The sequence below is a fragment of the Mangrovibacter phragmitis genome, from assembly GCF_040429585.1.
In the GTDB taxonomy this organism is placed as follows: domain Bacteria; phylum Pseudomonadota; class Gammaproteobacteria; order Enterobacterales; family Enterobacteriaceae; genus Mangrovibacter; species Mangrovibacter phragmitis.
In genome coordinates, this window is record NZ_CP134782.1 from 3,018,911 (window position 1) to 3,045,380 (window position 26,470).

Genomic DNA, 26,470 nt, shown 5'->3' on the forward strand with positions numbered 1-26,470 from the left:
AACATCCTCTTGAGTTAATAAAACAACCGGGCTCCATCGAGGAACGGAGCCCGGTGTCATATAAAAAGCCCGAAAATTTTACTCATTTCTGCGTAAAAATCAATTCAATTTACGGGTTGTGTGGCCGCAGTGCAGTACAATTCCAGCTACACCGGCGTTCAGCTTACACCCTGGCAACACAATGCCAGCCAGCCAAACGTTGTTGACTAACAGGCATCAACGCCCCGGGAAGCCCGGTGGCATCATGCCTTTCATACCACGCATCATTTTCATCATCCCGCCCTTCTTCATTTTCTTCATCATGCGTTGCATGTCGTCGAACTGTTTCAGAAGACGGTTAACATCCTGAACCTGCATACCGCAACCGGCGGCAATACGGCGTTTACGGGATCCTTTGATGATATCTGGCTGAGCACGTTCTTTGAGGGTCATTGAATTAATGATAGCCTCCATCCGCACCAGCACTTTGTCGTCCATCTGGGATTTCACGTTATCTGGTATTTGGCCCATACCCGGCAATTTACCCATCAGGCTCGCCATACCGCCCATATTGCGCATTTGCTTCAGTTGCTCAAGAAAATCGGTCAGATCAAAACCATCGCCTTTCTTCAGCTTGGTTGCCAGTTTCTCGGCCTGAGCACGGTCAACTTTGCTTTCGATATCTTCAATCAGCGACAGCACATCGCCCATACCGAGAATACGTGAAGCGATACGGTCCGGATGGAAAGGCTCAAGCGCTTCTGTTTTTTCGCCCACACCCAGGAACTTAATAGGTTTCCCGGTGATATGGCGAATGGACAACGCCGCACCGCCACGGGCATCACCATCAACTTTGGTAAGGATAACCCCCGTCAATGGCAGCGCTTCGTTAAACGCTTTTGCGGTATTCGCGGCATCCTGCCCGGTCATGGCATCAACCACGAACAGCGTTTCCACCGGGTTAATAGCCTGATGGACTTGCTTGATTTCATCCATCATTGCTTCATCAACGTGCAAACGGCCGGCTGTATCCACCAGCAGCACATCGTAGAATTTCAGTTTCGCGTGTTGCAGCGCGCTGTTAACAATATCCACAGGCTTTTGCTGAACATCAGAAGGGAAGAAATCGACCTCAACCTGTTGCGCCAGGGTTTCCAGCTGTTTGATAGCAGCCGGGCGATACACGTCGGCAGACACCACCAGCACTTTCTTTTTATGTTTCTCGCGCAGGAATTTCCCCAGTTTCCCCACACTGGTGGTTTTACCGGCCCCCTGCAACCCCGCCATCAAAACAACAGCCGGGGGTTGTGCCGCCAGGTTGAGTGCCGTGTTTTCTTCACCCATCGCCGCAACCAGTTCTGTGCGGACAATTTTCACGAACTCCTGGCCAGGCGTCAGGCTTTTGTTCACTTCATGACCAACCGCACTTTCTTTAACGCGGTTGATAAACTCACGCACCACTGGCAGAGCGACATCTGCTTCCAGCAGCGCCATGCGCACTTCGCGCAGTGTATCTTTAATATTGTCTTCGGTAAGCCGCCCACGGCCGCTGATATTGCGCAGCGTGCGCGACAAACGGTCTGTTAAATTATCAAACATTGTCTTCTTACCCGAATGGTAACTTAGGCCGCAAGCGCGACAGTGATTCATGAATTGGCGCAGTATAACATGAAGCAGTCATTGATGTTATGCAACGGTTGGAGCCGGGAGCGTGTAACGTTATACTGCGTCTTCTGATTCTGGCTAACACCGACATCCTATATGCCTGTTTTTTCTATTCTTGCGCTGGCGGCCTACTCTGTCAGCCTCGCGCTCATCATTCCTGGTCTGTTAAAACAACAGAGCGGTTGGCGCCGTATGGCGATTTTGTCGGCCATTATCGCCCTGGTTTGCCATGCTCTGGCGCTTGAATCCCGTATTTTTATCAATGGCGGGCAAAACCTCAGTTTGCTTAACGTCGGCTCGCTGGTCAGCCTGATGATTTGTATCGTGATGACCATTGTCGCGACAAAAAACCGTGGCTGGCTGCTGTTGCCGATTGTGTATGCGTTTGCCCTCATTAATCTGGCTTTCGCCTCATTTATGCCAAATGAGTTTATTACTCACCTGGAAACCACCCCGGGTATGATGGTGCATATTGGGTTGTCTCTCTTCTCTTATGCTACGCTGATTATCGCAGCGCTTTATGCCCTGCAGTTAGCCTGGATTGACTACCAACTGAAGAACAAACGCCTGGCGTTCAGCGCAGATATGCCGCCACTTATGGGCATTGAACGCAAAATGTTTCACATCACGCAAATTGGTGTGGTGCTGCTCACGCTAACCCTGGCAACAGGCCTGTTCTACATGCACAACATGTTTACCATGGAGAACATTGATAAAGCCGTGCTGTCTATTCTGGCATGGTTTGTCTATATCATCCTGCTGTGGGGGCATTATCATGAAGGGTGGCGTGGTCGCCGCGTTGTCTGGTTCAATATGGCCGGTGCGCTGTTACTCACTCTCGCTTACTTTGGAAGCCGTGTACTGCAACAACTCCTCGGCTAATTTTCTTATTAATAAAGGACGATTTTTTTGGAAGACATTTCCACCACCACGTTGATTATCACCCTGGTGATCATGGTGTTGATTTCCGCCTACTTCTCCGGTTCGGAAACCGGAATGATGACACTTAACCGTTATCGCCTGCGCCATCTTGCAAAGCAGGGAAATAAATCTGCGCGGCGTGTCGAAAAACTTCTGCGTACACCGGACCGCCTGATAAGCCTGGTGCTGATTGGCAATAACCTGGTCAATATCCTTGCTTCTGCACTGGCAACCATTGTTGGTATGCGCCTGTATGGCGATGCCGGGGTTGCTATTGCCACAGGTGTTCTCACCTTCGTGGTACTGATTTTTGCTGAAGTGCTGCCTAAAACTGTCGCTGCACTCTACCCTGAAAAAGTCGCGTTCCCCAGCAGTGTGTTATTAGCGCCGCTCCAGGTCATCATGATGCCACTGGTATGGTTGCTGAACATGATAACCCGCATCTTAATGCGCACTGTGGGGATAAGAACCGACGCTGTGGTGAGTGCCGCGCTCACCAAAGATGAACTGCGCACTATTGTTAATGAATCCAAATCCAAAATCTCCCAGCGTAACCAGGACATGCTGCTTTCTGTGCTGGACCTGGAGAAAGTAAGTGTTAACGACATCATGGTGCCGCGCAATGAAATCGTGGGTATTGATATCAACGACGACTGGAAATCCATTGTTCGCCAGCTGACTCACTCACCGCACGGGCGTATCGTTCTCTACCGTGAATCGCTGGATGATGCCATCAGCATGCTGCGTGTCCGTGAAGCCTACCGGCTAATGACGGAGAAAAAAGAGTTCACGAAAGAAGTGATGCTGCGCGCCGCCGATGAAATTTATTTTGTTCCCGAAGGCACGCCGCTCAGCACCCAGCTCATCAAATTCCAGCGCAATAAAAAGAAAGTGGGTCTGGTGGTAGATGAATACGGCGATATTCAGGGGCTGATTACCGTTGAAGATATCCTTGAAGAAATTGTCGGGGATTTTACTACCTCTATGTCGCCTTCTCTGGCGGAAGAAGTCACACCGCAAAATGATGGCTCGGTCATTATTGAAGGGAGCGCCAACATTCGTGACCTCAATAAAGCCTTTAACTGGCATTTCCCGGAAGAAGAAGCGCGTACCGTAAATGGGATGTTGCTTGAGGCGCTGGAAGAGATACCTGCGGCAGGTACGCGAGTGAATATAGGCCAGTACGATATAGATATTCTCGATGTGCAGGACAACATGATTAAGCAGGTAAAGGTGACCCCGGTTACCCCGCTTAAAACCAGTATTCAGAGCGCAGAATAATTACCGCCATTTACTCACCAAAAAACCTCTGCCTGGCCCGGCAGAGGTTTTTTCTACCAAAGAAAAGTATCAGGCTTTTGCTTTAGCAACGGTTACCATAGCGGCACGAATAGTGCGGCCATTCAGGGTGTAACCTTTTTGCATAACGTGAAGCACGTTACCAGCCGCCACCTCTTCAGATTCCACCATAGCAATAGCCTGGTGAACATTCGGGTCCAGCGGTACATTCACATCACTGATGACATCGACACCAAACTTGCGTACTACATCCAGCATGGATTTCAGGGTCAGTTCAATCCCTTCAACCATGGATGCCATATCCGCATTTTCTTTATCCGCCACTTCCAGAGCGCGGTCCAGGCTATCGATTACGGGCAGTAATTCGTTAACGAATTTTTCCAGCGCAAATTTATGCGCTTTTTCGACATCCTGCTCAGTACGGCGACGCAGGTTTTCCATTTCCGCCCGTGCGCGCAGCACATTGTCTTGTTCGCGCTGCTGAACTTCAGCTAACTGTTTCTCCAGGTTAGCAATCTGTTCATCGCGCGGATCCACCTGGTCCGCTGTGTCCGCAGCGTCTACTTCATCATGTTGTTCCATAACGATTTCATCCGGCTGATGCTCTTCAGGTGTTTTCTGATCTTTACTGCTCATGAAATTCTCCGCGTTTTTTCGCATTTGTCTCGCTGGTTCGCTTATTATGGGGATCAGTTTCCGTGTTTCAAGGGAACAGGGCAGATTGTCGTGATCCAACCCCATGTAAGGACTCCGTAATAATGAACAAACAGTTTAACTGCATCGGCATTGTTGGGCACCCTCGTCATCCTGGCGCGCTCAGCACCCATGAAATGTTATGGCGCTGGCTGTGCAGTAAAGGTTATGACGTCATTATGGAACAGCAAATTGCACATGAACTGGGCCTGAAGCAAGCCCGCACCGGTACGCTGGCGGATATAGGCCAGCAGGCGGACCTGGCTGTTGTGGTCGGCGGTGACGGTAACATGCTCGGGGCCGCAAGGGTTCTTGCCCGTTATGGCATTAAAGTGATTGGCATTAACAGAGGGAACCTGGGGTTCCTGACGGACCTTGACCCGGATAACGCTCACCAGCAACTTGCCGATGTACTCGAAGGCCATTATATCAGTGAACAACGCTTTTTACTGGAAGCACAGGTTTGCCAGAAAGACAGCCCAAAACGGCTGAGCACGGCAATTAATGAAGTTGTGCTGCACCCGGGTAAAGTGGCACACATGATAGAATTTGAAGTCTATATTGACGAAAAATTTGCCTTCTCTCAGCGTTCCGACGGCCTGATTATTTCCACGCCGACAGGCTCCACCGCCTACTCCCTTTCTGCCGGCGGCCCAATTCTCACCCCGTCGCTGGACGCCATTACGCTGGTACCGATGTTCCCCCATACGCTCTCAGCGCGGCCACTGGTTATCAATGGCAGCAGCACCATTCGCCTGCGGTTTTCCCACCGGCGCAATGACCTTGAAATCAGTTGCGACAGCCAGATTGCGCTTCCTATTCAGGAAGGCGAAGACGTATTCATTCGCCGGTGCGACTACCAGCTAAACTTGATACACCCTATCGATTACAGCTATTTCAACACATTAAGCTCTAAACTCGGCTGGTCAAAAAAATTATTCTAAAATTCGCGTTTGCCACTTTACTGTATATAAAACCAGTTTATACTGTATGAAAACACAGCTCTGTTATTTTATACAGGAAGGTGGCTATGCTGTCACAACTCACAATCAGTAACTTCGCTATCGTTCGTGAACTGGAAATTGATTTTCACGCAGGAATGACTGCCATTACCGGTGAAACGGGCGCGGGGAAATCAATTGCCATTGATGCTCTGGGCTTATGCCTGGGTGGCCGTGCAGAAGGTGACAGCGTGCGAGCGGGCGCAGCCCGGGCAGATTTATGCGCCCGTTTTCAGTTAAAAGACACACCAGCGGCACAACAGTGGCTGGAAGAAAACCAGCTGGAAGACGGCAACGAATGCCTGCTTCGCCGGGTAATCAGCGCAGATGGCCGCTCCCGTGGCTTTATCAACGGCACCGCTGTTCCCCTGTCTCAGTTACGTGAATTGGGGCAGTTACTTATTCAAATCCACGGGCAACACGCCCACCAGTTACTGCTCAAACCAGAACATCAAAAAGCCCTGTTGGATGGCTTTGCAGGTGAGTATGCACTTACTCAGGAAATGAAGCTGTGCTGGCAAAACTGGAACCAAAGCTGCCGTGCACTGGCGCAGCACCAGCAGCAAAGCCAGGAACGCACAGCCCGCCTGGAACTGCTGCATTACCAGCTAAAAGAACTCAATGAATTTGCGCCTCAGGCTGGCGAGTTCGAACAAATAGATGAAGAGTACAAACGCCTGGCAAACAGTGGGCAACTGTTGTCCACCAGCCAGCAGGCATTAGCCATATTATCCGATACAGAATCAGCCGACGTACAAAGCCTGCTGTACACCGCTCGCCAGCAGGTGAGTGAATTGGTGAGCATGGACAGCAAACTCTCCAGCGTGCTGGACATGCTGGAGGAAGCCGCCATACAGGTTAGTGAGGCCAGCGATGAACTACGCCATTACTGCGAAAGCACGGAACTTGATCCTAACCGCCTGTTTGAACTGGAACAGCGTATTTCCCGCCAAATTTCTCTGGCGCGCAAACACCATATTTCCCCGGAAGAACTGCCCGGGCTACACCAGGCTCTGCTCCAGGAACAAATGGAACTGGAAGAGCAAGGCGAAGCACAAGACACACTGAGCGATACCGTTACACAACATCATATGCGTGCGCTTTCGGTAGCCCGAACCCTGCATGAAAAACGCGAAATACGCGCCGCAGAACTTAGCCAACTGGTTACTGATAGTATGCACTCACTATCCATGCCTCATGGTCAGTTCACTATTGATGTCACCTTTGATGAAAACCACCTGACACCAGAAGGCGCAGACCGCATTGAGTTTCGGGTATGCACTAACCCGGGCCAGTCTTTACAGCCTTTAGGTAAAGTTGCCTCTGGGGGTGAACTGTCGCGTATCGCCCTGGCCATTCAGGTGATTACCGCACGTAAAATGGATACCCCGGCACTGATTTTTGATGAAGTGGACGTGGGTATCAGCGGGCCAACAGCCGCAGTGGTTGGTAAGTTGCTCCGCGCACTGGGCGAATCCACCCAGGTTATGTGTGTCACGCACCTGCCTCAGGTTGCTGGTTGTGCCCACCAGCATTTCTTTGTCAGCAAAGAAACCGATGGCACCGTTACTGAAACCCATATGCAGGCACTGAATAAACGCGCCCGCCTGAATGAACTCGCCCGCCTGTTAGGTGGCAGTGAAGTCACCCGTAACACGCTGGCGAATGCCAGGGAATTACTGGCTGCCTGATTCGCAATAATTACCCTCTGCTTCTGCGCCGTGCTGTGTTTGTATAAAAAACAAACACAGCACGTTTTTTATGCCCTGTTTTTCCACTTACACTCAACTTTTTTTCAACTCTAAGGTCATACTGAAGCGCCTTAAGGTTTTAAACTGGCTGAAGGTTTATTATCATCGGCTACATGACACATGAGCCAGGCACAACTCGGGCCCAAAAAGGAATCTAAAAACTATGCGCTGTAAAACGCTGACTGCTGCCACAGCGGTTCTTCTGATGTTAACTGCTGGCTGCTCCACCATGGAGCGAGTGGTGTACCGCCCTGATATCAACCAGGGGAATTACCTCACCAGTACTGATATTGCCCAGGTCCATAACGGTATGACCCAACAGCAGGTTGCTTACGCGCTGGGTACGCCAATGATGACCGACCCGTTCGGCAGTAATACATGGATTTATGTTTTCCGCCGCCAGCCAGGCCATGAAAAAGTGACTCAGCAAACCCTGACTCTCACTTTTAACAGCAGCGGCATTCTTACCAATATCGATAATAAGCCAGCCTTAACCGGTAGCGAAGGTTAAGTGCTCGCCCGCTTTCCAGGCATTACGCCTGGCGCAGCCAATAAAAAAGGTGCCAGTGGCACCTTTTTTATTGGCTGGCTTGCTACAGGCTAACCTGCGGCAATATTACTTCTTCTGCGCCGACTGCTCCGCCCGCATGCGCCGTAACGCTTTCGGGTCTGCAGTTAATGGCCGGTAGATTTCCACCCTGTCGCCATCCTGCACGGTATCGTTCAACTTAGCCGGGCGGCTGTAGATGCCAACTTTGTTCTTCTCAAGGTTAATATCGGTGCGCAATGCCAGTAACCCGGAAGCCTCAATCGCCTGTTGCAGGGTTGCCCCTTCGGTAAGCGTTACTTTGCGCAAATACTGTTTTTCCGGCAGGGCATATACCACTTCCACCGTGATTTCAGGCAACACGATAAACCTCTTTCGCCCGGCTGGTGAACGCATTCACCATATTTGCCGCTAACTCTTTAAAGATACGCCCAAATGCCAGCTCAATCAGCTTGTTGGTAAACTCAAAATCAAGCTGGAACTCAATACGGCAGGCTTCCGGCGTGAGCGGTGTAAACTTCCAGCCGCCCATTAATTTTTTAAATGGGCCATCCACCAGGTGCATTAAAATGCTCTGGTTACTGGTCAGTTCGTTACGCGTGGTAAACGTTTTACTGATCCCCGCCTTTGAAACATCAACGGCAGCGGTCATATGTTGTGAAGAACTTTCAATCACCCGGCTGCCCACGCAACCGGGCAGGAAGTCCGGATACGATTTTACATCGTTAACTAACTGGTACATCTGCTCGGCACTGTATGGCACAAGGGCAGAACGATTGATCTGCGGCATAGTGTTTCCCGTGTTACATAAATCGCATAAATAATATCATTTATCGACGAGTAAAGAAAAACACTGAACGCAGCCATGGTAAGATGATATGTTTCTCACACTGGATGGGATGCATTTACGACAGGAATCCGTATACTGAGCAGCATTATGACGAAGAAAAAAACACACAAACCAGGCTCAGCCACCATTGCGTTAAATAAACGTGCCCGCCACGAGTTCTTTATCGAAGATGAGTTTGAAGCTGGCCTGTCCCTGCAGGGGTGGGAAGTGAAATCCATGCGTGCAGGTAAAGCAAACATTGGCGACAGTTACGTTCTGCTTAAGGATGGCGAAGCCTATTTATTTGGGGCTAATATCACCCCGCTTCAGGTCGCTTCCAGCCATGTGGTGTGCGACCCAACCCGTACCCGTAAACTGTTACTGAACCAGCGCGAGCTCGATAACCTGTACGGGCGGGTAAACCGCGAAGGTTATACCGTGGTCGCTCTGTCTCTCTACTGGAAAAATGCCTGGGCAAAAGTCAAAATTGGCGTTGCCAAAGGTAAAAAACAGCACGACAAGCGTACAGATATTAAAGACCGCGAATGGCAGGTTGATAAAGCCCGCATCATGAAACACGCGGGGCGTTAAAAGTGAATGTGCTGTTTTATTCAGCACTTAGGTAAAATGGATTCAGCCAACGCTGGTGTGCAGCAACTGAATTCTGTTATACTTTCACGAATACTTTGGGGCTGATTCTGGATTCGACGGGATTCGCGAAACCCAAGGTGCATGCCGAGGGGCGGTTGGCCTCGTAAAAAGCCGCAAAAAAATAGTCGCAAACGACGAAAACTACGCTTTAGCAGCTTAATAACCTGCTTAGAGCCCTCTCTCCCTAGCCTCCGCTCTTAGGACGGGGATCAAGAGAGGTCAAACCTAAAAGAGATCGCGTGGATGCCCTGCCTGGGGTTGAAGCGTTAAATCTAATCAGGCTAGTTTGTTAGTGGCGTGTCCGTCCGCAGCTGGCAAGCGAATGTAAAGACCGGACTAAGCATGTAGTACCGAGGATGTAGGAATTTCGGACGCGGGTTCAACTCCCGCCAGCTCCACCATTTAGAAAAGACAAACCCGTCTCTCTGGGGTCATTCTCCGGGGTGACGGGTTTTCTTTTTCCCCTTGTTTCTAAAGGGTTTGCGCCCGTTTCACATCTTTCCAAAGCACCTCTCCACACCATCGATTCTCCCCATCCTCCAGCCTTTCTTTCTCTGTTTGGCCCCTGATTCTCTGTTTTCTCCGGACCAAGTCCGAAGCTCGTCCGGAAAGCTACATCCTTGATTGATATGGGTTTGCGGCTGGTTGCCGTTTTTGGCGGTTGTCTTAGGTCATCGCCCGATGCCGCAACCGGACGTTTTTTTCGAAATCACCCGCTTTGCCCATGAAAAGAAACGTGGTCAACTCCGGTTTCCTGCCCCCCAAAGTAGAAAAGCCGACGCTGATGGTCGGCTCTCTGGGGTGGTCTCAGGTCCGGTCGTCAGTCGGTGGCGAAGCCGAACTGGCGGCGCTGCTCGGTCCAGTCCTCGGGAAAGGTCTGGGTAAGCTTCGCCAGCGAGAGCCCGTTGGGTTCCTCGCCGTTGATCAGGGCTTCGACGATGTCGGGGGCCAGGGTCGTCAGCTTGAGGATGCGGGCCACATACGAGCCATCGACGTCGAGGGTACGGGCAAGCTCGCTGATGGACTTGATCTGGCCAGATTCGAGGATGTCGGCCCAGGAAAAGGCCCTTCCCAGTGCCTGGAGGATTGCGGACTGCACCGGTTCCTGCGCTCCGGTGATTTCACCATCCAGGGCCTGGGGAGCGATGACCGTCTTGCGGCCGCGCATGCGCCGGATCAGCATCGGGATGTGGATCTGCAGGTTGCCGTTGTCGGCAACGGTAATGGTCGGCTTCATTTTCATCGGCTTGGCCTCCGTTCGGTGACTTCGCATGCCAGACCGGCCAGCTCGGCGATGAGCGTTGTCAGCCCGTTGGTGCGCAGCTCCATGTCGATCCCGGTCTCGCGGATCTCGACCTTATCCACCAGGAGGCGGATGAGCCGGTTTCGCTCCACCGGGAAAAGGTCTTCCCAGAAGCCTTCGACATTCTGGAAGGCCTCCGAGACGTCCTGTTCCGTGATGCTGTTCCCCCGGTAGGCTCTGCATCGCTCGCTCACGTGCGTCAGTTGTTTCGAGAGCTCGACCGCCTGGCGGTTGACGGTCGTCAGCATCTCGGTCTTGCCCGGCTGATCGTTGCCGGGTTTCATAAGTTCGATGGCTTGCTCCCGCGCCTGCGACAGCTCCATTTCGAGTTGGGCTTTCTGCTTGAACAGCCGCTCCCGCTCCGCCTGCTCTATGTCCCGGGCCGCGAAGTAGGTTTTGGCCACCAGCGTCGGCGTGCGGAACACCGCGCTCAACTGCTCGACCACGGCCTGCTCGATGTCCCCGGCGGGAATCCGTTTGAGGGGGCACCGGCTCACGGTCCGCTTGCTGTCCTTCTGGCAGATGTAATAGGTGTAGTGGCGGCCGTTCTTGCGGGCGTAGGTCGGTCCCATCGAGCATCCGCAGTGGCCGCAGCGGATGACGCCTTTCAGCGGGGCGACCATTTTGGTTCTGGCCATGGATACCTTGACCGGTTTGTTGTCCTCCAGGATGGCCTGAACCTTGTCCCAGGTCGCCCGGTCGATGATCCCTTCGTGCTCGCCGGGGTAGCTGCGGTCCTTGTGGGCGATCTCGCCGATATAGATCCGGTTGTTGAGCAGCCGGTAGATATGGGCGGTGTTCCATTCGGAGCCCTCGCGCACCTTGCCTTTCTTGGTGGTCCAGGCCTTGGTGCGGTAACCCTGTTCGTTCAGCTCCTGGCCCAGCTTCTTGGCCGAGCCGATCTGGATGAAGCGGCGGAAGATGTACTGCACCGTCCTGGCTTCATCCGGGTTGACCAGCAGCTTCTTGTTATCCCGGTCGACGTCGTATCCGAGGATGGGCACGCCGCCGCAGTATTTTCCCCGGCGCTTGGCTGCCGCCACCTTGTCCCGGATACGTTCGGCGATGACCTCCCGCTCGTACTGGGCGAAGGTAATCAGGATGCCGAGAAACATCCGGCCGGTTGGGTCGGTGGTGCTGAAGTGCTGGGTAACCGAGACGAAGCTGACGCCCTTTTCGTTGAAGAGGTCGATCATCTTCATGAAGTCCAGCAGCGAGCGGGACAGGCGGTCGACCTTGTAGACGACGATCACATCGATCTTCCCGGCGTCGATATCCGCCAGCAGGCGGCGTAGCCCCGGACGCTCCATGTTCCCGCCCGAGAAACCACCATCGTCGTAGCGATCCGGCAGAGCCGTCCAGCCACGCATTCTCTGGGCTTCGATATAGTGTTCCGCCGATTCCCGTTGCGCATCCAACGAGTTGAATTCCTGTTCGAGTCCTTCCTCGTGGCTCTTGCGGGTGTAGATGGCACAGCGCAGCGTCTTGTTCTTTCCCGGCGCGACATTGCTGTTATCAAGCATCCGAACCTCCCTCGGCTTTTCTGCCGTAAACCTTCTTCAGCCCGAAAAAGACCTTGCCGTTCCAGCGCGTCCCGGTGATCTCCCTGGCCACCGCGCTGAGCGACCGGAAGGTGCGGCCTTCGAACTCGTAGCCATCGGCAAGGACGGTCACCTCATATCGCCGGTCGTTCCAGACCCGCACCAGTCTGGTCCCGGGCAGGATGGCCTCGTTCGATTTCCGCTCTTCTGGGATGCGTCGATTGACAGTGGCTACCGGGTCCTCCTTGGCGGCCTGCTGGAGATGGACCTTGGCCTGCTCGGACAGCCCGCCGTAGAAAAGCTCCTGGATGCGATAGGCCAGCCGCTTGATGAGGAATTGCTTTTTGTACTGGGGCGGCTCTTCGCCGTAGAGGTCGAGCCATTTTTCCCGGAGCTGCTCCAGGGACATGGATTGCAGCAGGGCCATCTGCCGAAGGACTGAGTTTCGGGTTCGGTCCTGGATCTTGCCGCCGGTGGCGGCGTTCTGTAACTCATTCATTTTCAACTCCTTATTTTGGTTTCCGGACGAGTTGTCATGAATGAATGCTCTGTTCCGGCAATGAATCAAGTCCTTCTCCGAGCACAGGGGAAGAATCTTCGAAAACCTCTAACTCATTGCCCACACATGCGTTTTTTGCCATTCGGCGCAGGATCGCCGTGGCCAGAATGGAGGCGGCTGACTGGAGCCTCGCCTCACCCGACAGGCGGCAGGGTTTGCCGTTTTTGTCAAGGTCATCCGTCCCTGGCCCATCATTCATTTCCTGTACATCCAACATCGAACACCTCCGGTGGGACCGGGGGACTGGATGGTGTGGATGCCAGAAAACGGTGGCGGTCGGGATGCGCGTTCGATGGCACCCACAACCGCCTCAGCTCCGCCTCTGGTCGGTTATCTGGTTTCTAACTGCTCGTCCGGTTTCAAACCGGCTTTCTTCAGGCCTTACCTACCGAGGGGCTCATGGAAGTGTCGGAAATCAGGTGTGAGATTATTTCTTGACCTGATATGCATCAGGTTTATATTATTAGGGTTTGCTGGCGCATTGCGCCTTTTTGTCTTTCAACAGAAATGGAGACGCCATGGGCAAAGCGAAGACGGATGAGATAACGCCGTTGCAGCGGAAAACGCTCGAAGCGATATGTCGTTTTGTCGATGCCAAGGGCTTCCCTCCAACGATGAAGGAACTGAGCGAGATCTTTGAAATCAGCCCGGCGAGTGCCCACGACCGGATCAATCAACTGGTGCGCAAGGGATACCTGAAGCGAGAGGACGGTAAGTCTCGCGGCATTGCCGTCGCCCGCCGTCCCAGCGAGATGGCTGCCTCCCTGGTTTCAATCCCTGTTGTGGGTATGGTGGCGGCTGGCTGCCCCATCCTGGCGGAAGAGAACATCATCGGCCAAGTACTGGTCGAATCGGACGTCGTTCGTTCCGGTCAGCACTTTGCACTCCGTGCGGTGGGTGACAGCATGGTCGGTGCCGGTATCAACGATGGTGATTTGATCATCGTGCGGCAGCAGCCCATCGCCGAGGACGGAGACATCGTTGTCGCGCTGCTCAACAACGAGGCGACCGTCAAGCGGCTGAAAATCAAAGACGAGCTCATCGAATTGGTGCCCGAGAACCCGGAGGTAAGAAAGATCCGGATCAGGCCGGAGGATGACCTTCGAGTTTTAGGCAAGGTCGTTGGATGGAAACGGAATTAACCGAGACAGACATGGACGAATAACGACAAAACGACAGGAGTATTTGATGGCAACTTTTAACCTACGCCGCTTTTCGAAGCCGGAGATGCTCCGGCGAATCGACAGGAAGCATCTCATTGCCTTTCTGGAGCCTCATGCCGCCTATTTTTCAGCTCGCGGCGTAGAGTTGCCACCAGTCCAGCAGGAAGATGGCCTGGACTACAACGCCCTCAGCCACCTTTTGCTGACGCCGGACAGTACGACCCCGGATGATCTCGCCGAGGCGCTGTTTTATGTCAATGAAGTCTCGACCCCCGAGGGTTTTGATTCCATTCAGGATGAGATCGCCGGAACGGACATCGACGTGGAAATCGGGGAGAACGCCGCACCGGCAGACTTGGCGATCCAGGTCTGGATGGCTGACCGGGAAATCATCGAGAAGGTACACGCCGAACAGTTCTTCATGAACGTCAGGTCCTTCGAGTATTTCAAGACCAAGAAAAACCCGCTGCCGGATTTCGTGCTGCCATCCGAGGAAACCCTCGCGGCCCTCGAAGCCGATCTCGACGAATGGTTTTCCAAGAAACGTCGCGGTAAGTATTCCAAGGTGTTCGTCTATCCCAAAGAGGGCCACACATGGTTCCTCGTGCGCCATGGCAAGCCCTATGCCCGTGAGGCGGTCATTGAGGCCGGTGAGTCCACCAGCCAGTACTTCCGTCCTGAAAAATTCGACGTGCTTGCCTACAACCCCGTGATCGGGGAAATCCGCATGAACGCTGAAACCAAGGGTGAGAAGGAGCTCTACCGCAAGAAATTCGGATTCCACCTGTTCGGAGACGAAGAGTTTTTCAACGAGCGCAGCCGATTTGATCTGGAACCTTTGCGGCAAATTGGTGAGGACGCGCTTCTATGTGACGATGTCGATGGCATCGAGTATGTCAGGCTCAAGGAAGTTCAGGTCTTTTGGGGCGGCGCTCATAAGGACGTTGAGATTCGTCGGTCCGAGGATCTGTTTGCCTCCCTTCGTGATCGCGAAAAATCCCTTCCCGCAGGCGGAAAGATCGTGAAGGCAAGCTTCCAGATTAAATTCGACGGTTCGAAGACGCCCAGGTCGGTCACCTTGAGTTCAGGTAACCGAGCGCAATTCAAGCGGGATGGTGATGCCGAGGTTATCGAGCGCTGGCTCGGACTCAGGGGCTTTATTGTCGGAGCCGGAGGGACATCGGATGAGTGATCCCTTCTGGGCATATCTGGAGAGATTGCCTGGAAATTCGGCGGCGCTGTTCGATTGGGATAAGGCGCTCTCCGGTTGGGACCGATACCCGTTGTTTCGGGATCACTTCCTTCAACTGACCAAGAATCACGCGACCGCCGTGGATTGCCCAACGGAATGTGGCCTCGGATGCCCACGGAGTGTTGTCACCCATGTGAAGACCAACATCCGGGCCATCTGCAATGAAAAGGAATATCCAGCCGTCCAACTCACCACAAGGCAGACCTTGATCTACCGGCTCAAGCAGTCAGCCATCAATGGTGCTATCTGCGCGGCCTTGGGAATAGAACACCGAGAATCGAAATTCGATGGACTGCCCCATACATGGAGACTGGGCGATTTCATACCCACGGCGGGGATGGACTTCCCGGTTGTTCTGACGATGCAGGACAGCAAGGATGCGCTGGCAGAGGTCGTTCGATCATTATGTCTCTCGATCCCCAAACCCTTTGTCCTGATCGCGCCCACGCGCCTTCATCTGAGTCCTACAGTTGAAACACTGCTGGCGCAGAGAAGCAGCCCCTTCATTGCGCTGAACGAAGATCTGTACCTGGGTGATGCTCCACGATTCCTGACCCGTCGGGACAAGACTGAGATATTCGCGCCCCTTATCGGCCAGGTGCCTGAGCCGGATTCAGGCGGCACGGTGTTTTTCCCGACACCGCCGGGCACCACATGGCTACAAATCAAGATTCAGTTCCGTGATGGTCATACCGTCACAATATGGGCGGGCGACCAGAGCGGTCGATACACCTATACGCAAATGGGAATGGCGAGCAGGAAGAATGGCAACCCTACCGAGCAATGGAAATTGCTTGAAGGGTTTGCCAACTCCCGTGGCGAGATCGACTGGCACAGCCGATACGCCTCGGACAAACTGAAGAAACAAAAGCAAGAGTTGTCGAAGCACCTGCGTGAATTCTTCCGGCTCGATGACGATCCCATCGAATGGGTCAAGGATACAAAGACCTACCGCTGCAAGTTTCGCATCCTCCCGGAAGGTGCCGAGGTTTACTGACCACCCTTTATAGCGCCCGACAAATCTATAGCCCCGATTCAGGATTCTGGATCGGGGCTTTTTGCGTCTTGGAGGCCCGCCCGGTGAAATTTCACTGGGGCCGGGCAAAAAAAGTTAAAAAAGTTTTCCTCTGTAAACCCACCATCAATCAAGGCTTTACGGGCTTTCCTCCTCCTTGAGCCAGGGCGTTTTTCGGGGTCGCAACGAAAATTCGCCAAAGCAGGGTGACAGGTCTGGTGAACACAAAAAGTTCACGACCGCCACCCGGGAAATTCATGCCGGACCTGTCTCCCGGTCGGTCCAGAAATGAAGGAGGTTCGGCATGAACCAGACAAGCAAAGCACACCTCACCCCACCGAAGCGGCGACTCATCGAGTTGATGCAGGACATCAACTTCGGCCGCATCACCAACATTCCGGTCCGCGACGGCGAGCCGGAACTCACCCCTGACACGGTCATCGAGCGCGAGATCAAGCTGGGCGGACAAAGCGGTCCCCGGCCCGAGCGCGACCAGGATGACTTCATCCTCAAGCAAGAGGTCGTGGCGCTGCTGGAGCACCTCACGCAGATGGGCAGCGGAAAAGTCTGCCTGCTCGAGATCAAGCACGGTCTCCCGTTCCTGATGCGCATCGAGGAACGGGCAGCCTGAACACGTAACGACCTGAACCCTTAGACACTGGACAACAAGCTGGACGCATGGCGGAGGCTGTTGTGGGTGTCGCCGAGCCGAATACGGCAATTGGCGGCGTACCTGCGACCCCTTCGCCCACGCGACAGCTTTGTCCTGTGATCTGGCCCGTGCCGACACCCACGCGGACCTCCTCCTCGCTCCGAGGAGGCCCCGATGGTTTCACAGAATTCTTACGACGGCATCGACAAGTATGCCGCCGACCTCATTCGGCACAAAGCACGTCAACTCGTAGGCAAAGCCGGATTCACCGAGGACGACAGACCCGACCTCGAACAGGAACTGATGATCGATCTGCTGCAGCGGATGCGGCATTTCAATCCCGCCAAAGCCAAGAAGACCACCTTCATGGCCCGGATCGTCGAACGTCACATCTCCACCATTCTGGAGGCTCGGTTCGCCCAATGCCGGGACTGGCGGCTCTGCCAAACCTCGCTCAACGAACCCCTCGACAACGGCGAAGGCGACACCACCGAGCGGATCGACTTCCTGGACAGCGAGGGCTCCCTGGGAGGCGGCACCCGCGAAACAAGGGAGCGCCTCGCCCATGAGATCCGCATGGACCTCGACCGGGCCATCGCCTCGCTGCCGGAAGAGCTCCGGGATCTGTGCGTGCGCCTGCACGACAGCACCATGGCAGAAATAGCCAGGGAGATGGGCATTCCCAGAACCACCCTCTACGACCGGCTGAGCAAGCTGCGGGACGCGTTCAGCGAGGCTGGCCTTACCGACTACCTGTGATCTCCGACGCATCGGCTCCGGCTCCGGTAAGTAAGCACCGTGCCGCATGGTGCGGCTATCCGGGGCCTCGGAAATCAGAACCTGAACAAAAGAGGAGTTCAACCATGACTCACGACACTTACAAGTACCGTTTTGACGAGTCGGTCCCGGCCAAGGAACTGGAAGACACTTTCATGCTGGCGATGCTGGCCGTCGAAAGCCTGCATGGCCGTTCCCGTGTGCGGATGGAGAGCCGGTTCAATTTGGACAAGGCTCGCCGCACCTGCGTGATCGACGCCTCCACCGATGTCGGCAGCGACCTTGCCCGCATCTTCACTGGCTTCGCCACCAAAGAATACGGCGAACGCTCGGTCCTGATCGAACGTATCCAGCCGTCGGGTTGCGCCTGTGCCTCCAAGCATCGCGCAGCGCCCGCCGCCGAAGCGGGGGTGGCGGTATGAGCGAGCTGATGACCACCACCTATTCCATGTGGCGGCTGTTCCGCAACTGCCGCATGGCCTGCAAGTGGCGCTACATCGACGAGCTGGTGCCGCTCGAACGCGACCCCAATCTGGCCTTCGGCTCGGTCATCCACGACTGCCTGGAGTGCTGGCACGGCGAGCGGGATCTGGCCAAGGTCCTCGACCACATCGACCGGATCTATCCGAACCGGGCGCAGGACGACCATCAACAGGCCGACTGGCATCTCGCCAGGGCCATGATGAGCGCCTATGCGGAACACTACCCGGCCGAAGCGTTCGAGGTCGTCGCGCTCGAAAAGACCTTCGAAGGTCCCATCGTCAACCCGGCGACCGGGGCGACCTCGCGCAGTTTCATTCTCGCCGGGAAGGTGGACGGCATCGTCCGTCAGGATGGCCAGTATTTCCTGCTGGAACACAAAACCGCCTCGCAGATCGACGCCAGCTATCTGGAGCGGCTGTGGACCGATTTCCAGATCATCCTCTACGCCTGGTACCTGGAGCAGACCCTCGGCATCACGGTCAGCGGCATCATCTACAACGTCCTGGTCAAGGCCAAGTTGCGCCAGGGCAAGGGTGAAACCGAAGCCGAGTTCGAGGCCCGCCGGGTGGAGCTGATCGCCAAGTCGAAAACCGGCAAGAGCAGCGCCAAGCGCAAGCTGCCGGAGGACGACGAAACCTTCCAGCAACGGCTCCAGGAGAAGTACCTCGAGCCGGGCATGTTCCACCGCGAGGTGCTCTACATCTCCCGCGACCAGTTCGAGGAACTGCGGGCGGAGCTGTGGGAACTCTCCAAGGCCATGCTCGACGCCCGTCGGCGCGACACCTTCTACCGCAACACAAGCTACTGCTTCCAGTACGGAAGGCCCTGCGCCTACTTCCAGCTCTGCCGCTCGGGCGGCAACCCCAACGTCATCGAAAACCATTTCCAACGGATCGCCCCGCACGAAGAGCTGCGGGACGGAGCCGGTGAAGACGCCGCTCCGGTGTTTTGAAATCCCAACCATAAGGAGACGAAGCCATGCTTCCCAAGACCAAAAGCAAACCCAAACACACGCTCTCGGACCTCACCGCTCTGGTGTACGGCCCGAGCAAGATCGGCAAGAGCACCTGGTGCTCCAAGGCCGATGACGCACTGTTCCTGGCGACCGAGCCGGGCCTGAACGCCCTGGAGGTGTTCCAGACCCCGATCACCTGCTGGGACGACCTCCTGCAGGCCTGCGCGGAAATCGCCGAGGGCAAGCACGAGTTCAAGACCATCGTCGTCGACACGGTGGATAACGCCTACAAGATGTGCTCGGACTACGTCTGCAAGAAATTCAAGATCGAGCACGAATCCGACCTGGGCTACGGCAAGGGCTACGCGCTGATCAACAACGAGTTCCAGCGCGTCATCAACAAGCTCGCCTTCCTGCCCTATGGGCTGATCCTGATCTCCCACTCCCAGGAGCGGGACATCGAAACCCGGACCGGCAAACACACCCGCATCGTGCCGACGCTTCCGGAAAAGGCGCGGAAGCTGGTCACCGGCCTGGTGGACCTGATCCTGTTCTGCGACCTGGACATGAAAACCGGCGAGGACGGCAAGCCGGTCTGGCAGCGCGTGATGCGCACCAAACCCAGTCCCAACTACGACGCCGGTGACCGCACCGGCCGACTCCCCGAAGTCATCCCCCTTGATTTTCCGAGCTTCATGAAAGCGTTCAACAACACGGCAGCCGGAGCTGCGGCGAGTGCCGCCCGGCCGAAGCCGGAGCCGACCGCGAGTGCGGCGGCGAAACCCCAACAGTAAGGAGATCCGACCATGGAACACTACGAAAACCAATCCAACAGCAACCTCGACCTGGCGCAGTTCGACGACGCCTTCGAAACCGCCGAAGTCGAGGAGCGTGAGTTCGAGGCCGTCCCCGACGGCAAGTACCAGGTCAACGTCGACCGGGTCGAACTGACTCGCGCCCAGACCTCGGGCAATCCCATGCTCAAGTGGACCCTGCGCATTCTCGCGCCGACCCACAAGGGTCGTCTGCTCTGGCGCAACAACGTCATGGCCAGCAACGAGAACATCAAGTGGCTCAAGCAGGACCTCTACACCTGCGGGCTGCAGCTCCAGAAGCTCTCCGACCTGCCGGGCCACCTCGAGCAGCTTCTCAACATCAAGCTGGAGGTGACCAAGCGCACTCGCGGTGAAAACGAGAACATCTACTTCAACCGTCGCATTGTCATGGCCGACGATGCCGGGGCTCCCGGCGCGGCGATGGACGACATGATCCCGTTCTGATGATGGACCGGATCACCGTTGTCGTCGACACCCGCGAACAGGAGCCCTACAGCTTCGATAGTGACAAGGTTTCGGCGGTTCGCAAGGCGCTGCCCGCCGGTGATTACTCACTGGTCGGCCTCGAGGAACGGGTGGCGGTGGAGCGCAAATCCCTGACGGATTTCGTCTCCACCGTCATCCGGGGGAGAAAGCGATTCCACCGCGAGTTGGAAAAGCTCTCCGCCTACGAATCCGCCTGCGTGGTTGTCGAGTGCAACTTTCGCGATCTGGTCGATGGCCGCTACCGCAGCGATGCCCACCCGCATGCGCTGATCGGAACGGTCGCCTCCATCGTCGTCGACTTCGGTGTCCCCGTCTACTTCTGCTCGGACCGGCAGGCCGCCTGCCGTTTTGTCGAGGAGTACCTGACACGTTTTCACCGGAGGATCGCGAGATGCCAAAAAGAAATGAGAGTAACCCGGCGCGACTCCGGGGAAGAATAGAGCGCGTTTACTATGCCGGACCCAAGTTCTCCGCAGGCCGACTGCTCACCCCGACCGGTGAGGAAGTCCAGTTCGCGGGCAATTTGTTCGCCCGGGAAAATCAGCCTGTGGTCCTGCTCGGGTCGTGGGCCACCCATCCCAAATACGGCCGTCAGTTCAAGGTCGACGGGATGGAGCACGACCTCGAACTCGATCCGGAGGGGCTGATCCACTATCTGGCCAACCATCCGGAGATCAAGGGCATTGGTCCGGCCAAGGCCAGATTGATCGTCGAGAGTTTCGGCGACGCCTTTGAAGAAACCCTTCTGAATGACCCCGAGCGCATCGCGCTCAAAGCTCGGCTGCCCTTGGATGCTGCCCGGCGGCTGCGTGACGAATGGTTGAAGAACCGCAGCGTCAACGCCGTCATGGCCTGGTTGTCGGCATTCGGACTGACCCATCATCAGGTCACCACTCTGGTCGAAAGACTCGGCGGCAACTGCCTCGATATTCTGAAGGAAGACCCGTACATCCTCATTCGGGAGATCCGGGGATTCGGCTTCAAGAAGGTCGATAAGATCGCCCGCAAGCTTGGCACCCCCAAGGACCACACCCCTCGTATCCGCGCTGGGTTGAATTTCTGCGTCCGTGAAGCCCTGGACAATGGTCACTGCTGGATCGAATACGAGGATCTGGTGGACCAGGCCAATCTGCTGCTGGTCATGGATGCCCTGGACAGCCGGGTCCGCATCGAGAGCGCCCTCGACGCGCTCATCGAAGAACAGGCGCTTGCCTGCGATTCCCACGGCGGACGTTTCGTGGTCGCTCTGCCGGAGATCGTCCGCATGGAGCGGGAGCTGGCCTTGTTGTTCGGCCAGGCCGAAACACCGAATCCTCATTTCCAGTCCGTCAAGAAACTCGATGCCCTGATTCGGCGCTGCGCATCAACGCTGAACGAGAAGCAGCTCGACGCGGTCCGCTCGGCCCTCCAGCACAGCATCAGCCTGATTTCGGGTGGAGCCGGTTCGGGCAAGAGCTACACCATTTCGGTCATCAACACCATCTGCGAGGAGAGCGACCTGGAGGTCGTGCTCGCCGCGCCGACCGGCAAGGCCGCCAAGCGCCTGGAGGAAGTCAGCGGTCGCAGCGGCACCACCATTCACCGTCTGCTCGGCTATGACGGCAAGGGTTTCTCGCGCAGCAAGGAGAATCCCATCGATGCCGACGTCTTGGTGGTCGACGAGTTTTCGATGGTCGACGTGCCGCTGGCCTGGCACCTGTTCGAGGCGGTCGATTTGTCGCGGACCACGGTGCTGCTGGTCGGGGACCACAACCAGCTTCCGCCGGTGGGACCCGGAAACATACTGCGCGATCTGATCCAGACACGCGCCATCCCCACGGTCATCCTCGACAAGGTCGTGCGCCAGGCTGGCGTCCTCAAGGAGAACTGCACCGCCGTTCTCAAGGGCGAGGTGCGCAAGACCAGCGAGGCGTCGGTATCCGGATGCCGGGATTGGTACCTGGTAGATCAGTTCACCGATCCGATGGCTGCACGCTCGTTCCTGCTGGAGCTGTTTCAGGAGCGGCTCGACACCCTGGGATTCGACATCATCAAGGACGTGCAGGTGCTGACGCCGACCCACAAGGGACCGCTCGGCACCAAGGAACTGAACGAGGAACTGCAGCGGCTCATCCAGCGCAAGCTCTGGAACACCGAGGTGCCGCCGGTCGCCATGGGCCGCCGCGCCCCGTTTCTCAAGCACGACAAGGTCATCCAGACCCGGAACAACTACGATCTGAACGTGATGAACGGGGCCATCGGCTATGTGGTCGATGTCCTCGCGAACGGCACCCTGGTCATCGACTTCGACGGCATGCCGGTGGAGCTGGAGAAGGGTTCGCCCGACCTGCAGGATCTGCAGCTCGCCTATGCGCTCACCATCCACAAAACCCAGGGTTCCGAGTTCCCCTGCGCCGTCGTGGTGATCCACAAGGCGCATTCCTTCATGCATCACCGCAACCTGCTCTACACCGGGGTGACCCGCGCCCGGCGCACCGCCATTGTCCTGGGCGACCATTGGGGCATCCAGAACTGCGCCAAGCGTTGCCAGGTGGATGACCGCCGGACCTTCCTGCCCCTGTTTCTGGACGCCGCCCAGCACGCGGATGCCGATTCCGCCCGTGTCGCGGAGGCCGAATGAGCATGGGCGGAACGGATAACGTCAGGGAGTATTACCGGCTCGTCACCGAGATGGACATCGGTGACGTGGCCCGGGAACTCCTGCCGGGACGGATCACCCAGGAAACCGGTCAGCGTTTGATGTGCGACTGCCCCAACCATCAGAGCCAGTCGCGCCTGGCGCTGCACGTGATGCTCGACAAGCAGGGCTGGTACTGCTTCGGCTGCGGAGTCGGCGGTGACGTGCTGCAACTCGTGGAGTTCATTCAGACGGGCTCGGTCACCGCCGGGCAATCCGGTCCGATGCCGGACAGCCACCGTCAGGCCCGGGACTATCTCGCCAAGAAGGCGGGCTTGCCGCCGCTGTCGCGCTATGGCCTCAGCCAGGAGCGTCTCGCCCAGACGGAGGCCGACCGTGCCTTCGAACTGCGGGTCAAGGACGCGCTGACCTCGCTGGCCAGGCTTTACCACGCCAGACTCAAAGAGTCGCCGGAGGTCCTCGACTGGCTGAAATCCAAATACGCCCTGAGCGAGGAGACCATCGACGATCTCCTGATCGGCTACGCGGACAACGCGTCCGGCGCGGTCGCCCAACTGACCGGGGGTGAGGACGGTTTTTCCAAGCGGGAGCTCGCCGCCACCGGCGCTTTCCGTCCCACCAGCCAGGACGGCCTGACGCCATTTTTCGAGCGCCGCATCGTCTTTCCCTACTGGAGCCGTGGCCGGGTAGTGTTCATGATCGGCCGCAAGACGCCGTGGACCCCGGACGTGGGCTGGGAGCAAGGGAAATACAAGAAACTGCCGGTTCATGACGAGCACCAGCGGCCCTACGTCGCAGACTTCATCAACAACGCGCTGCTGTTCAACGAGGACTGTCTGCTGGCCCGGCCCGGCAAGGTGATCATCACCGAGGGGGTGACCGATTGCCTGGCGCTGATGCAACTGGGCCTGCCAACTGTATCGCCGGTCACCGTCCGCATCCGGGCAGCCGATTGGGAGCGCCTGATCCCCAAGCTGCGCGGCGTCGAAACCGTCTACATCTGCCAGGACAACGAGCTCTCCCAGGCCGGTCTCAAGGGGGCGCTGCAAACCGCCCGCACCCTGGCCGAACACAAGATCGACACTCGCCTGGTGACGCTGCCCTTGTCGGAGACACAGCTCTCGGCCCGGCAGGAGCTGGCCGAACGCTTCGGCCTGACGGCGAGCGTGGGGCCGAAGGAGTTGGCCAAGCTGCTTGCAGGACGACCCGCCGATGAAATTCAGGCGGCCGAGGCTCTTCTCAACACCGCCAAGATCGACGTCAACGATTACATCGCCGCCGGACATACCCGGGAGGATTTCGAGCGCCTTCTTGTGGAGGCCAGCACGCCCATCGAGTTTGGCGTGCGCTCATTACCAGCAGACATCCCGGAGGAGGATCGCAATCGCCTGCTTGAACCGATACTGGGAGAGATTTCCGAACAGTCGCCTTTGGAACAAAGCCGTCTCCTGAAGTTGGTGCAGGAACGCATCGGCGGTGGTGTCTCCATGGCCACGCTCAAAGAGCAGATTCGTTCCATCCAGAAAGACCGCAAGGTCGAGTTCAAGAACGAGAAGAAAAAGGCCAAGCGGATGTCTGGCGCGATGCCCGGATCATGCCGCGCCCGGGTCGACGAGGTACTGATCGACACGGAACTGGAGAACGGCGCTCCCGACTACACCCTGGCGGCCGAAGCCGCCTACGACTGGTTCAACGCCAATGGTGCCCAGTTCTTTCACACCCTGCAGGGCGAGCCGTTCATGTATTTCGACAACGCCATCTACTGGATGGATTCGCCGGACCGAGGCCGCAAGCGCCATTACGCGGCCATGCTCTACAAGCACACGGGCATGGTGCCGACCACGGGTGGCGGCCGGACATTTTTCGAGGTGCTGCCCAGCCTGGCGATGATCCGTGGACAGGTGCGCGACCATTTCTCCTGGCTGCACACCGATGTGGCTTCCTACACCGTCTATTTCAACCTGAACAATCCGGAACACGAGATCGCCAAGATCACCCCGGACGAAATCCGGATCATGAAGAATGGCGGGAACGAAGACGGCATCATCCTGGACGGCTCGCGGAAGATGAAGCCGCTGAAGTTTCTGCCCGACGCCGACCTCGAAGAGGCGGACCGGCTCCTGGTCGATCTACTGGTGGGCAACATGACCTGCCCGCAGGGAGATCGCTTTCTCATCCTTTCCTGGCTCTCCTGTTTCCTGCTGATCGACTTTGCCGGAACGCGTCCCATGACCCGCTTCGAGGGTTCGGCCGGTTCAGGCAAGACCACCGCCAGCAAGATCACTTCGGCTTTGCTCTACGGTGAACCCCAGCACAAAAAAGCCACCGACGCGGCGAACTACACTGACGGTTCCCAAAACCCGCTCATCGTCCTCGACAACATCGAGGTCAAGCAGATGACCGAGGATCTGACCACCTTCATGCTCACCAGCATCACCGGCATCGCCAAGGAGAAACGCAAGAGCGGCACCGACAGCGAGACCATCACCGAGCGGACCAAGTGCCTGCTGAACACCACCGGCATCGAGCCGCTGTGCGGGGAGCTTTCGGAGATCCAATCACGCAGTTTTGTGATCAACTTCGATGTCGCCAACCAGGGCAATGACTGTTTCATCGAATCCGAGGTCGTCGCAGGCATCCAGCAGCATCGCGACCTCATCATTTCGGCCATCATTAAGCGGACCCGGGTGGTGCTGGCGATGATGCGAGACGGCATGAGACGCCATGCCATGAAGCTTTTGCACGAGGCACTGGGGAGCCACGACAAGCGCCGCTGCAACGAATATCTCAGCTTGATGTACCTGATGATGCTGGCCGGATCGAGCCGTGAAGAGATGGAACAGGGGTTGGGAGAGCTGGCACCGGCATTCGCCCGGCAGATCGAGTCGCTCAACCGGACCAGCCGGGATACGGCCCGGGATTCAAATCATACGGCGACGGCGCTGGCGACCTTGTTCAACGCGTGGCGCACCGCGACCGAAACCAATGCGCGGGATGTTTACGGAGACCGCCGGACGGACCCTCTTCAGGAGTTCGTCCAACGGTATCAGATCCGCTTTGAAGACGATGGAAGTTTGCGGGAGGTTCTTTCCCGGGACCTGTTCGTGGCCCTCAAGCGAGTTGCTCGGGATTTCGGTCTGCGTTTCGAGATGGACTCATCCCGGCAATTCGCACAGCGGCTGGTGAATGATCTGGAGACCATCCGGGGGGCAGGGTTCGAGATTGAAATAGGGCAGAACCATCGCGGAACCAAACTCTATACGATTCAATCAGCAAAATAGATCGCATCACCCATATCATCACCCAAGCCCGGCCCGTGGATTCATTTCTGCGGGCTTTTCTTGTTTATATCCACGCGGTCCTTTGGCAAAACAGTTATCCGGCTTGAAAAACGATTACAAAACGGCCTTTGGCTGGAAAAATCGTTACGAAATCGGAGATACCGAAAGGGGTTTCGGCATTGCCGAAAGTCCC

26 protein-coding genes and 1 other RNA gene are annotated in these 26,470 nt (G+C 56.3%); 19 read left to right on the forward strand and 8 right to left on the reverse strand.

The features are described 5' to 3' along the window. Positions 1 to 216 precede the first annotated feature (216 nt). Complete coding sequence (gene ffh, locus MPHASIOC01_RS14525) at positions 217 to 1,578, reverse strand: signal recognition particle protein (protein ID WP_064600770.1); 1,362 nt, start codon at positions 1,576 to 1,578, stop codon at positions 217 to 219. A 162-nt stretch (positions 1,579 to 1,740) separates the two neighbouring features. On the opposite strand from ffh, the gene MPHASIOC01_RS14530 reads away from it, so the two are divergent. Together MPHASIOC01_RS14530 and MPHASIOC01_RS14535 are read left to right on the forward strand one after the other, a co-directional pair. Then, positions 1,741 to 2,526 carry an inner membrane protein YpjD gene (locus MPHASIOC01_RS14530; protein WP_064600771.1) on the forward strand — a complete coding sequence of 262 codons (786 nt, stop codon included), beginning with the start codon at positions 1,741 to 1,743 and terminating at the stop codon, positions 2,524 to 2,526. A gap of 27 nt (positions 2,527 to 2,553) precedes the next feature. Then, positions 2,554 to 3,846, forward strand: a complete 1,293-nt coding sequence (locus tag MPHASIOC01_RS14535) for an HlyC/CorC family transporter (protein ID WP_064600772.1) — start codon at positions 2,554 to 2,556, stop codon at positions 3,844 to 3,846. Between the two features lie 69 nt (positions 3,847 to 3,915). Here MPHASIOC01_RS14535 and grpE read toward each other — a convergent pair whose 3' ends face one another. Continuing rightward, a complete protein-coding gene (gene grpE, locus MPHASIOC01_RS14540; protein WP_156519111.1) occupies positions 3,916 to 4,500 on the reverse strand; it encodes a nucleotide exchange factor GrpE in 585 nt (194 codons plus the stop codon). Positions 4,501 to 4,622: 122 nt separating this feature from the next. On the opposite strand from grpE, the gene nadK reads away from it, so the two are divergent. From nadK to bamE, 3 genes are all read left to right on the forward strand, one after another. Further along, positions 4,623 to 5,501: an NAD(+) kinase gene (gene nadK / locus MPHASIOC01_RS14545; protein WP_036104029.1), complete on the forward strand. Its 879-nt coding sequence runs from the start codon at positions 4,623 to 4,625 to the stop codon at positions 5,499 to 5,501. Positions 5,502 to 5,587: 86 nt separating this feature from the next. Beyond that, the gene (recN, locus tag MPHASIOC01_RS14550; RefSeq protein WP_064600775.1) at positions 5,588 to 7,249 is read left to right on the forward strand and encodes a DNA repair protein RecN; all 1,662 of its coding nucleotides are present in this window, start codon (positions 5,588 to 5,590) and stop codon (positions 7,247 to 7,249) included. A gap of 223 nt (positions 7,250 to 7,472) precedes the next feature. Continuing rightward, positions 7,473 to 7,820 (forward strand): outer membrane protein assembly factor BamE, encoded by a 348-nt coding sequence (gene bamE, locus MPHASIOC01_RS14555; protein WP_064600776.1) that lies wholly within the window; start codon positions 7,473 to 7,475, stop codon positions 7,818 to 7,820. A 105-nt stretch (positions 7,821 to 7,925) separates the two neighbouring features. Here bamE and MPHASIOC01_RS14560 read toward each other — a convergent pair whose 3' ends face one another. Together MPHASIOC01_RS14560 and MPHASIOC01_RS14565 are read right to left on the reverse strand one after the other, a co-directional pair. Then, on the reverse strand, positions 7,926 to 8,219 hold the full coding sequence (locus MPHASIOC01_RS14560; RefSeq protein ID WP_405027736.1) for an RnfH family protein: 294 nt from the start codon (positions 8,217 to 8,219) through the stop codon (positions 7,926 to 7,928). Continuing rightward, positions 8,209 to 8,646 carry a type II toxin-antitoxin system RatA family toxin gene (locus tag MPHASIOC01_RS14565; protein ID WP_036104016.1) on the reverse strand — a complete coding sequence of 146 codons (438 nt, stop codon included), beginning with the start codon at positions 8,644 to 8,646 and terminating at the stop codon, positions 8,209 to 8,211. The genes MPHASIOC01_RS14560 and MPHASIOC01_RS14565 overlap by 11 nt, the downstream gene beginning before the upstream one ends. Before the next feature lie 147 nt (positions 8,647 to 8,793). Between MPHASIOC01_RS14565 and smpB the strand changes: the two genes are divergently transcribed. Continuing rightward, positions 8,794 to 9,276: an SsrA-binding protein SmpB gene (gene smpB, locus MPHASIOC01_RS14570; RefSeq protein WP_036104014.1), complete on the forward strand. Its 483-nt coding sequence runs from the start codon at positions 8,794 to 8,796 to the stop codon at positions 9,274 to 9,276. Positions 9,277 to 9,373: 97 nt separating this feature from the next. Next, positions 9,374 to 9,737, forward strand: a transfer-messenger RNA (tmRNA) gene (gene ssrA / locus MPHASIOC01_RS14575). 419 nt (positions 9,738 to 10,156) lie between these two features. Here ssrA and MPHASIOC01_RS14580 read toward each other — a convergent pair. From MPHASIOC01_RS14580 to MPHASIOC01_RS14595, 4 genes are read right to left on the reverse strand one after another with little or no spacing between them, the layout of a single operon-like run. Next, positions 10,157 to 10,579, reverse strand: coding sequence for a hypothetical protein (locus MPHASIOC01_RS14580; RefSeq protein WP_114607973.1), 423 nt, complete (start codon positions 10,577 to 10,579; stop codon positions 10,157 to 10,159). After that, entirely contained in the window at positions 10,576 to 12,162 is a 1,587-nt protein-coding gene (locus MPHASIOC01_RS14585; protein ID WP_353612802.1) for a recombinase family protein, read from the reverse strand. Before MPHASIOC01_RS14585 ends, MPHASIOC01_RS14580 begins: the two co-directional genes overlap by 4 nt. Then, positions 12,155 to 12,679 carry a DUF2924 domain-containing protein gene (locus MPHASIOC01_RS14590; protein ID WP_353612803.1) on the reverse strand — a complete coding sequence of 175 codons (525 nt, stop codon included), beginning with the start codon at positions 12,677 to 12,679 and terminating at the stop codon, positions 12,155 to 12,157. Before MPHASIOC01_RS14590 ends, MPHASIOC01_RS14585 begins: the two co-directional genes overlap by 8 nt. Before the next feature lie 34 nt (positions 12,680 to 12,713). Continuing rightward, complete coding sequence (locus tag MPHASIOC01_RS14595; protein ID WP_353612804.1) at positions 12,714 to 12,956, reverse strand: hypothetical protein; 243 nt, start codon at positions 12,954 to 12,956, stop codon at positions 12,714 to 12,716. 301 nt (positions 12,957 to 13,257) lie between these two features. Between MPHASIOC01_RS14595 and lexA the strand changes: the two genes are divergently transcribed. From lexA to MPHASIOC01_RS14655, 12 genes are all read left to right on the forward strand, one after another. Beyond that, entirely contained in the window at positions 13,258 to 13,881 is a 624-nt protein-coding gene (gene lexA / locus MPHASIOC01_RS14600; RefSeq protein ID WP_353612805.1) for a transcriptional repressor LexA, read from the forward strand. 46 nt (positions 13,882 to 13,927) lie between these two features. Continuing rightward, on the forward strand, positions 13,928 to 15,094 hold the full coding sequence (locus tag MPHASIOC01_RS14605; RefSeq protein ID WP_199263706.1) for a hypothetical protein: 1,167 nt from the start codon (positions 13,928 to 13,930) through the stop codon (positions 15,092 to 15,094). Further along, complete coding sequence (locus MPHASIOC01_RS14610; RefSeq protein WP_353612806.1) at positions 15,087 to 16,151, forward strand: hypothetical protein; 1,065 nt, start codon at positions 15,087 to 15,089, stop codon at positions 16,149 to 16,151. Before MPHASIOC01_RS14605 ends, MPHASIOC01_RS14610 begins: the two co-directional genes overlap by 8 nt. Positions 16,152 to 16,473: 322 nt before the next feature. Then, entirely contained in the window at positions 16,474 to 16,800 is a 327-nt protein-coding gene (locus MPHASIOC01_RS14615) for a hypothetical protein (RefSeq protein ID WP_353612807.1), read from the forward strand. 195 nt (positions 16,801 to 16,995) lie between these two features. Then, positions 16,996 to 17,580 carry a sigma-70 family RNA polymerase sigma factor gene (locus MPHASIOC01_RS14620; RefSeq protein ID WP_353612808.1) on the forward strand — a complete coding sequence of 195 codons (585 nt, stop codon included), beginning with the start codon at positions 16,996 to 16,998 and terminating at the stop codon, positions 17,578 to 17,580. A gap of 104 nt (positions 17,581 to 17,684) precedes the next feature. Beyond that, positions 17,685 to 18,020 (forward strand): hypothetical protein, encoded by a 336-nt coding sequence (locus MPHASIOC01_RS14625; protein WP_353612809.1) that lies wholly within the window; start codon positions 17,685 to 17,687, stop codon positions 18,018 to 18,020. Beyond that, positions 18,017 to 19,033 (forward strand): PD-(D/E)XK nuclease family protein, encoded by a 1,017-nt coding sequence (locus MPHASIOC01_RS14630; RefSeq protein ID WP_353612810.1) that lies wholly within the window; start codon positions 18,017 to 18,019, stop codon positions 19,031 to 19,033. The genes MPHASIOC01_RS14625 and MPHASIOC01_RS14630 overlap by 4 nt, the downstream gene beginning before the upstream one ends. Positions 19,034 to 19,059: 26 nt before the next feature. After that, positions 19,060 to 19,830: an ATP-binding protein gene (locus tag MPHASIOC01_RS14635; protein WP_011700579.1), complete on the forward strand. Its 771-nt coding sequence runs from the start codon at positions 19,060 to 19,062 to the stop codon at positions 19,828 to 19,830. Between the two features lie 12 nt (positions 19,831 to 19,842). Further along, positions 19,843 to 20,316, forward strand: coding sequence for a DUF669 domain-containing protein (locus tag MPHASIOC01_RS14640; RefSeq protein WP_011367844.1), 474 nt, complete (start codon positions 19,843 to 19,845; stop codon positions 20,314 to 20,316). Beyond that, on the forward strand, positions 20,316 to 20,798 hold the full coding sequence (locus MPHASIOC01_RS14645) for an ERCC4 domain-containing protein (protein ID WP_013258639.1): 483 nt from the start codon (positions 20,316 to 20,318) through the stop codon (positions 20,796 to 20,798). The genes MPHASIOC01_RS14640 and MPHASIOC01_RS14645 overlap by 1 nt, the downstream gene beginning before the upstream one ends. Beyond that, a complete protein-coding gene (locus tag MPHASIOC01_RS14650) occupies positions 20,750 to 22,978 on the forward strand; it encodes an AAA family ATPase (RefSeq protein ID WP_011367842.1) in 2,229 nt (742 codons plus the stop codon). The genes MPHASIOC01_RS14645 and MPHASIOC01_RS14650 overlap by 49 nt, the downstream gene beginning before the upstream one ends. Continuing rightward, positions 22,975 to 26,277 (forward strand): CHC2 zinc finger domain-containing protein, encoded by a 3,303-nt coding sequence (locus MPHASIOC01_RS14655; protein ID WP_353612811.1) that lies wholly within the window; start codon positions 22,975 to 22,977, stop codon positions 26,275 to 26,277. Before MPHASIOC01_RS14650 ends, MPHASIOC01_RS14655 begins: the two co-directional genes overlap by 4 nt. Positions 26,278 to 26,470: the final 193 nt, after the last annotated feature.